We start from the raw sequence: 7,967 nt of genomic DNA, 5'->3' as shown, positions 1-7,967 counted from the left end.
CCGCGCGAAACTACTTCGCCGTCGTCGCCATTGCCGCCACTCTGCTCTGGATAAGGTAACTGTCCACACGGCCTAGGGTCGACGCGAATGAAATGAGCGGCGGGGAGGGGTCAGGTCTCTCCGCTGAGACGATGCCCGAGTGGAAAGAGTTGACCCCTCCCCGGTTCGCATTACGCTTCGCTACATGCGAACCGACCCTCCCCTTTCAGGGGAGGGTCGAGACGTCGTGCATGATTGACGCTATTTGAAGATCACGCCTTGCCGAACAGTTCGTCGACGTAGTCCCAGTTCACGAGGTTGTCGACGAACGCTTTCAGATAGTCGGGACGGCGGTTACGGTAGTCGATGTAGTAGGAGTGCTCCCAGACGTCGACGCCCAGGATCGGGACCGCGCCATGGACCAGCGGGTTCTCGCCGTTCGGCGTCTTGGAGATCTCGAGCTTGCCACCCTTGACCTGCAGCCAGGCCCAGCCGGAACCGAATTGGCCGACGCCGGCGGCGGCGAAATCGGCCTTGAACTTCTCGAAGCCGCCGAGGTCCTCGTTGATCTTCTTCTCGAGACGGCCCGGCAGCTTGCTGCCGCCGCCATTCGGCTTCATCCACTTCCAGAAGTGAATGTGGTTGTAGTGCTGGCCGGCATTGTTGAAGACGGCCGCGTTCTTGTTATACGAGCCCTTCACGATCTCCTCGAGGGACTTGCCCTCGAATTCGGTCCCTTTGATCGCGTTGTTGCCGTTGGTCACGTAAGCCTGATGATGCTTGTCGTGATGGTACTCCAGCGTTTCCTTCGACATGTAGGGCGCCAGGGCGTCGTGGGCGTAGGGGAGGTCGGGTAGCGTGAAAGTCATGGTGTGATGTCCAACATGAGGGGAGACGACACTAACGGAGACCTCTTATAGAAGGTTCCATCACAGTTAAACACCGCATTTTCGGCGCAGGCATGCAGGCCCTGCAGGCGATCTGCAAAACGTCAGCGCAACGAACCAACTCCAAAATATTGTTGGGAATGAAATGCTTAAGATCAACTCCGAGCGGCGGGGCGCGGGCCCAGGTGCGTTTTCCCGTTTGTGCGAGTAAGATCGCGCCAATGGAATGCAAGGACGCACTCAAGTGAGCATCGAGATCGAAATCCTCAACGGCGATGCTTCCTGGAAGACGGTCGAGCCGCTGTTTCGGGCGGTCTGGCCGCCCGACGCGATCGCGAAATTGCCGTGGGGCCATATCAAGTGGGCTAGTGCCGACCTGCGCGTCTTGATCGACGCGCCTGAGGGCGGCGTCGGTTGCCACGTCGGCATCTACTTCCGCACCATCATCTGGAACGGGCACCAGATCCATATCGCCGGCATCGGCGGGGTTGCCACCCGCGAGGACTGCCAGCGCCGCGGCTATGCCTCGATCGCGCTCAACGCCGCGGTCGAGACCGTGCGCGCCAATGAGGCGGCGCGCTTCATGCTGTTGTTCTGCGAGCCGCACAATTTCGCGTTCTACCAGGCGCGTGGCTGGAGGCCCTTCACCGGCGAGCTCTATTGCGAGCAGCCGGGCGGACGCGTCCGCTTTGACGCGATGACGCCGTTCGTATTCGACATCAAGCGCGCGCCTGATACGGGGACCATCGACCTGTGCGGCCTGCCGTGGTGATCCCTGCATGAGGTGCGCGTGGCTTGCGCCGTCCGTAAGATGCCGGACATCATCTTCCGGCAATCTTCAGGGCGGCCACGCAGTGACGCATGCGCATCACTGGGGCAAATGATCGCGCACCGACGCGCGGAAGTGAGATTGCACAAAGCCGATTTGTTGCTATGCAGGCGTGCTTTTTTGGGGAACGAATCATGGCTTGCAGATCAGCTCTCATCGCAGCGATGCTGGCGGTATTACTGGCCGCACCGACGGCGCGCGCGCAAAACGCGGCCGATCCATCCGGCACCTGGCAGACGCAGGCGGGCGACGCCCGCGTCAAGATCAGCAAATGCAGCGGCGGGATTTGCGGCGTGATCGTCTCCCTGCGCGAGCCGATCGACCCCGCGACCGGCAGGCCGCAGGTCGACAACAAGAACCCGAATCCGGCGCTCACGACCCGTCCGATCATCGGGCTGCCGCTGTTCTCGGGCATGCGGCCGGCCGGCGGCAAGTGGACGGGCCAAATCTACAACGCCGACGACGGCGGCACCTATGCGAGCAGCATTTCGCTCGCCGGCCCCGACACGCTACGGGTCGAGGGCTGCGTCGGCGCGCTCTGCGGCGGCGAAAGCTGGACGCGGGTCGGACGCTAAATCTTCAGATCTGCATCGCTTTCATGGCGGACGCGGCGGAGGCGTAGCCGCCGCGGGCGCCGTCGATGAAATGCACGTGGTCGCTGCGCATCGCCGACGGGGTGAAGCAGGTCATCATCGCGGCATCCTGCCGGTGCAGGCCATAATTCACGACGCCGTTGGCCGAGGCCTGCGCGAGACGTCCGGCGAGCGCCTGCGCCAGTTCCTCGCTGCAGTCGAGGATCATCCGCAAGCCGTCGTCATATTTGCGGAAGTCGGAATTCTCGACCACCTGCCGCACATAGTCCTTCGGCACGAATTTGCCGACCGAAATGCCGAAGCGCATGATGGTGTAGACCCATAGCGTGACGGCGAGCACCAGGACGCGCCGCGCGAACAGCGGACCGCCGCGCTTGGTACGCGCCTCGAAGTCGAGGCCCTGCGGCGGCCAGCGTAGCGCCGGTCCGCCTGACGGCACCGGACGGCCAGCATCCGGACTCTGCTCGGCGAGCGCGATGACCTCCTCGATCACCTTGCGGAAGGCATGCGGATCGCCGCCCTTCGCCGGCATCACCAGCACGGACAGGATCACGCCGCGCGCGGAAGGGATCTCCTCGAAGCGGCAGGAGAGTCCGCTGAGATCGGGCTGCGTGCCCGGCGACGCCGGCGCGACGGCAAATTCACCCCGCTTCATCGCACCTTCCGCGAAGCCAAGCCCGCCGCCGGAGAACATCGCGTAGGAAAGATTGGTCGATGGCCCGAAGCGCGCGACGCGCACGTCAAGGCCTTGCGCACGGATTGCTTCGATCGGCACCAGCGCCACGCGCATGATGAGGTCGAGATCGTCCTTCACCCAGGTCGTGGTCGCTGCCAGCGCTCCGCGCGCGGCGTCGAGATCGGCGGGCGCGACAGCAAAGCTCGCGCCGTCGCCGCCGAAGACGAAGGGGAATTCGCGGCCACCAAGTGCATTGGTAACGCCGGCGATGACAGCCGCGCCCGCCATGTTGACCGCCTTGTAGCGCTTTGCGGCGATCGCCCTGGTCGATTCCACGATGTCGGCGACGCCGATGCTCCAATCGTCGGGCAAAGGCGAATACAGCGACGGCTCCATCAGGCGCGCAAAGCCGCGGAACACCGGAATGCCGCCGTAGAAGATCTCGCTGCCGCCTGCCGTCGCCATGGACCGCTCCGCTTTCGGCGTCTGTCTAGCAGATACGGGCGGTCTTGGGATCGGTTGCGCGTAGCCCCGATGCAGACCCGTAGCCCGGATGAAGCGCAGCGTAATCCGGGACGGCGGGTGCGTCTGTCTCCCCGGATTACGCTTCGCTTCATCCGGGCTACGGACCGAGTGCTAGGCCCTTGCCAATCCGCGCAGCACGAGCTGGTTGAGACGGCCGGCAAAGGCGGCCGGGTCCTCCGGCAGCTCGCCCTCGAGGATCTGGGCCTGCTCGAGCAGGAGCAGCGACAAATCCCTCGCCGCATCCTTTTCACGCGCGATCGCGGCGACCAAAGGATGGCGCAGATTGACTTCGAGGATCGGCTTGGTCACCGAACCGCGGTTTTGTTGCGCGAGGAGGCGCTCCAGCATGCGGTCGCGGCCGCCGCCGACGAGGCAGGAAGCGCTCGAGGTCAATCGCTGCGAGGCGCGGACGTCGGCGACGCGCTCGCCGAGCGCTTCCTTGATCGCGGCGATCGTGGTGGCTTCATCCGCGGCCGGCTCGTCCTTTTTCTCGTCGGTCTTGTCGTCCACAGGCGGGATCAGGCTGAAATCGACGTCGCCCTGGCTCAGCGACTTCAGCGGCTTGCCGCCGAAATCGATCGGCGCCGAAGTCCAGAACGCATCCACGGGATCGGTGAGCAAGAGCACCTCGACGCCGCGTGCTTGCGCGGCCTCCAACTTCGGGTTCGACTTCAACCGCTCGATGCTTTCGCCGGTGAGATAATAGATGTCGGTCTGGTTCGGCCTGAGAGCCTCGACATATTGCTTGAGCGAGCGGTTCTCGCCCGCAGTGGTCGTGAAGCGCGACAGGCCCAGCAGCTTCTCGCGCCGCTCGTAATCTTCCCACAGGCCCTCCTTGAGGACCGGGCCGAACGCATCCCAGATCTTGGCGAACGCGTCCGGCTCCTTATCCGCCAATCGCTCGAGTTCGCCGATGACGCGGCCGGTTACGGCATTGCGGATTTGCGTGAGCTGCGGGTTGTTCTGCAGCATCTCGCGCGAGATGTTGAGCGGAAGATCCTCGCTGTCGATCACGCCGCGGATGAAGCGCAGATACGCGGGCAGAAGATCGGCATCGTCGGCGATGAAGACGCGGCGGACATAGAGCTTCACCCTGCCCTTGCGCGCCGGCTCGAACAGGTCGAACGGTTTTGTCGACGGCGCAAACAGCAGCACGGCATAGGACTGCCGGCCCTCGGCGCGATAATGCAGCGTCATCGCGGGCTCGTCGAAGGCGCCGGCGATCGATTTATAGGCTTCGCTGTAATCCTCCGCCGAGAGTTCCGATTTCGACCGCTGCCACAGCGCGCTCGCGGAATTGATCTGGCTTGGCTCCCCCTCCTCCGGCACCAGTTCGATCGGGAACTGGATGTTATCCGAATAGGCGCGGACGATGCGCTCGATCTCATAGGTCTCGAGATATTTCGCGGCGTCCTTTTTCAGATGCAGCACGATCTCGGTGCCGCGGGTGACGCGCTTGGCATCCTCCTCACTGGCGGGCGCGATCTCGAAGCCGCTGCCGCCCGACGAGGTCCAGGTCCAGGCCTGGTCGCTTCCGGCGCGGCGGCTGATCACGACAATCCTGTCGGCAACCATGAAGGCGGCATAGAAGCCGACGCCGAACTGGCCGAGCAGGTTGGTGCCGTCCCTGGCCTCAGCAAGCCGCGCGAGGAACGACTTGGTACCGGAGCGCGCGATGGTGCCGAGATTGTCGATCAGCTCCTGCCGGTCCATGCCGATGCCGCTGTCGATCACGGACAACGTATCGGCCTTCTTGTCCGGCCTGATCCAGATCTTCGGCGGCGCGCCGTCGGCGATCAGCTCCGGCGCGGCAATCGCCTCATAACGCAGCTTGTCGCAGGCATCGGAAGCGTTCGAGATCAATTCGCGCAGGAAGATATCGGTCTCCGAATAGACCGAGTGCACCATCAGGTGCAGGAGCTCGGCAACCTCGGCCTGGAACGGCTGGGATTCAGGGGTAGTATCGCTATTCGTCATACGTTCGCCCGATCAAGGATAAGGGAAAACGTCGATATAGCGTGATGATTTAACGGATCAAGTCTTGCCGCTTCCTCTCGACCGCCGAACGGATCAGCTGCCGAACTTCTTCCGTAGCATCGCGCCAATTATATTGGAATAATCGTCAGTCCAGAGCGCACTCGAGGGGTCCGGCTCCAAATGGGTCCAGCCTTCGGAGATACGGCCGAGATCCGTCGGCTGGCGAGCCAGCACCACCAGGCGCACCTTGGCTTTCAGCGTCGTCGCGAAATCATCGGCGCTGGTATCCTGCTTAAAATAGGCTTCGAGCCCCTGTGACTGCGCGATGTTGGCAAGTTCAGGCGCAAGGTCGAGATGCCGGTTGGTGATATGGACGATAATCACGCCATGCGGCGTGAGCTTGGAGAGATAGGCGGAGAAAGCCTCGCGCGTCAGAAGATGGGCAGGAATGGCATCCGAGGAGAAGGCGTCCAGCACGATCAGGTCGTAGCGGTCGGGCGAGGCTGCAAGCGTCAGACGAGCATCACCAAGCACGATCTCGGCATCAGGCGCGCAGCGCGACAAGAACTCGAAGCGGGCCGGATCACGCGCGATGCGAATAACTTCCGGATCGATCTCGAAGAAAGTCCATCGTTCTTTTTGTTTCTGGTGGCAGGCAAGGGTGCCGGTGCCAAGACCAACGACGGCAACCCGGTCGAATCCGCCGCGGGCGGCACGCGCCGACTCTATGGCTTCGGCATACGGCCCACCTGGATTATAGTACATTTGCGGGACTGGTTTTCCCTGGACCGGTGTTCCATCCTCATTGCGCAGGCGCTGCGCGCCGTGAATGGTGCTGCCGTGAGAGAGCAGCCGGAACTTGCCGTCGTTTATCTCCACCACCTTATGCACGCCGAAAAAGCTGCGCGCGGTTTCGACCGGCACAAATCCTGGCCGCCAGAATGCGGTCAACATGAAACCGAGCACGGCAAGACCGAAGAACCTCATCGGCCTGTGTCGTTGGAACAGCATGACGACCGCCAGCAGGTTCAGCCCTATTTGGATCGGCAGATCGAGCGCGGCCGGACGTTGGGAGCTCACGAAGTACCAGATCATCCCCAGCGCCGCGCTCGCGAGCAACCATGGCAACGCTTCGACCAAGGCCTTGCGCAGCCCGCCGGCAAAAGCGCCGGGAATGGCGAGCAGCGCCAGCAGGGTCAGGATCGGATATTCTGTATTACCGGAGAAAATGTGCGGCGCGAACAGGCCAGCGAAGGCACCGCCGATGACACCGCCGAACGACGTACAAAGGAAGAATTCCGTCAGCCGCTGGGCATGGGGCCGGCGCGCATAGAGCTCGCCGTGACACAGCAACGTCAGCAGCGTGAACGCAACTAGGTTGAGCACAATCGCAACCGCCCAAAAGGCGCTGCTGTTGCCGATCAGGTTGACCGCGAGCGGTATCACTGCGAACGGCACCAGCCGCACCACAGTTGAGTGCGCGATCCACGGCCGCTCGCGGAACACCGCAACAAAGGTGAGCAGGTACAGCGCGAGCGGAATCACCCAGAGGAACGGTGCGGCCGCGACATCGGTCGTCAGATGCGCCGTCACGGCGATCACCAGCCCGGACGGAATCGCCGCCAGCACGATCCAGCGCGCACGGTCGGCAACAGTCACTCCGGCAACATCACCCGGATGAACAACAGAGGCCGCGACGGGCGCACTGCGCCCGGCCGACAGCGCCACCGCGGCCATAAGCAGCGCAAGAAGCGCAAACCCAACCGACCAGGCGGCCGTTTGCATCTTCAGCGTCAACATCGGCTCCAGCAGCGCGGGATAGGCCAGCAGCGCCGCGAACGAGCCGAGATTGGAGGCCGCATAGAGCACATAGGGATTGCCGGCCTGCCGATGCCCGCTCGCGGCGAACCAGCTTTGCAGCAGTGGCGCGCTCGCCGACAATGTGAAGAATGGCAAACCGATCGAGGCAGCGAACAGCCCGAACAGCCAGAACGCGATGCCGGTGGCCGGAGGCGCGCCCCAGCCGGACGCGATCGCGATCGGCAGCGTGAGTGCCGTGACGGCGATGAGCGCAAGATGGGCCAAGGCGGCCCGACGCGGCGGCCAGGCGCGGCCGAGCAGATGCGCGTAGGCATAGCCTGCGAGGAGGACGGTCTGAAAGAACACCATCGCGACCGACCACACCGCGGGTGCGCCGCCGAGTTTCGGCAGTACCATCTTGGCGAACATCGGTTGGATCGAGAACAACAGTAGCGCCGAAACAAACAGCGTTGTCGCGTAAAGCACCGGCGCAACGTTCGTCTCGGCCACATCGCGCCCGAGCGCCTGCAACGTTCGTTCCGGAGGATTTTCCAACAGCGACACTGACGCCCCCACAATTTACGCGTGCACACTAAGGAGAAGCGCACTCAGATCATGATCCGATCAGGCTGGTCGGACCATGATCTTATCTCTTTGTCTAAGCATGATCTTTTCGGAAACTGGGTCACAGTTGTCCGGAT

The 7,967-nt window shown here is 63.1% G+C and carries 6 protein-coding genes; 2 read left to right on the top strand and 4 right to left on the bottom strand.

Annotated elements, in window-relative coordinates; all coding sequences use genetic code 11:
* Nucleotides 1–251: 251 nt before the first annotated feature.
* Nucleotides 252–848 carry a superoxide dismutase gene (locus AAFX91_RS17340; RefSeq protein WP_028163018.1) on the bottom strand — a complete coding sequence of 199 codons (597 nt, stop codon included), beginning with the start codon at nt 846–848 and terminating at the stop codon, nt 252–254.
* A 262-nt stretch (nt 849–1,110) separates the two neighbouring features.
* Between AAFX91_RS17340 and AAFX91_RS17335 the strand changes: the two genes are divergently transcribed.
* A complete protein-coding gene (locus AAFX91_RS17335; RefSeq protein ID WP_394567230.1) occupies nt 1,111–1,638 on the top strand; it encodes a GNAT family N-acetyltransferase in 528 nt (175 codons plus the stop codon).
* 191 nt (nt 1,639–1,829) lie between these two features.
* A complete protein-coding gene (locus AAFX91_RS17330) occupies nt 1,830–2,270 on the top strand; it encodes a DUF2147 domain-containing protein (RefSeq protein WP_394567229.1) in 441 nt (146 codons plus the stop codon).
* A gap of 4 nt (nt 2,271–2,274) precedes the next feature.
* On the opposite strand, the gene AAFX91_RS17325 is transcribed toward AAFX91_RS17330, so the two are convergent.
* The 3 genes from AAFX91_RS17325 to AAFX91_RS17315 form a co-directional block, all read right to left on the bottom strand.
* Nucleotides 2,275–3,429: a DUF3095 domain-containing protein gene (locus AAFX91_RS17325; protein ID WP_394567228.1), complete on the bottom strand. Its 1,155-nt coding sequence runs from the start codon at nt 3,427–3,429 to the stop codon at nt 2,275–2,277.
* A 171-nt stretch (nt 3,430–3,600) separates the two neighbouring features.
* The gene (htpG, locus tag AAFX91_RS17320; protein ID WP_394567227.1) at nt 3,601–5,466 is read right to left on the bottom strand and encodes a molecular chaperone HtpG; all 1,866 of its coding nucleotides are present in this window, start codon (nt 5,464–5,466) and stop codon (nt 3,601–3,603) included.
* A 93-nt stretch (nt 5,467–5,559) separates the two neighbouring features.
* Entirely contained in the window at nt 5,560–7,830 is a 2,271-nt protein-coding gene (locus AAFX91_RS17315; protein WP_394567226.1) for a spermidine synthase, read from the bottom strand.
* Between the last annotated feature and the right edge of the window lie 137 nt (nt 7,831–7,967).

Source organism: Bradyrhizobium sp. 31Argb, assembly GCF_043638955.1.
Lineage (GTDB): Bacteria > Pseudomonadota > Alphaproteobacteria > Rhizobiales > Xanthobacteraceae > Bradyrhizobium.
This window is presented reverse-complemented; position numbering and strand designations above follow the sequence as displayed.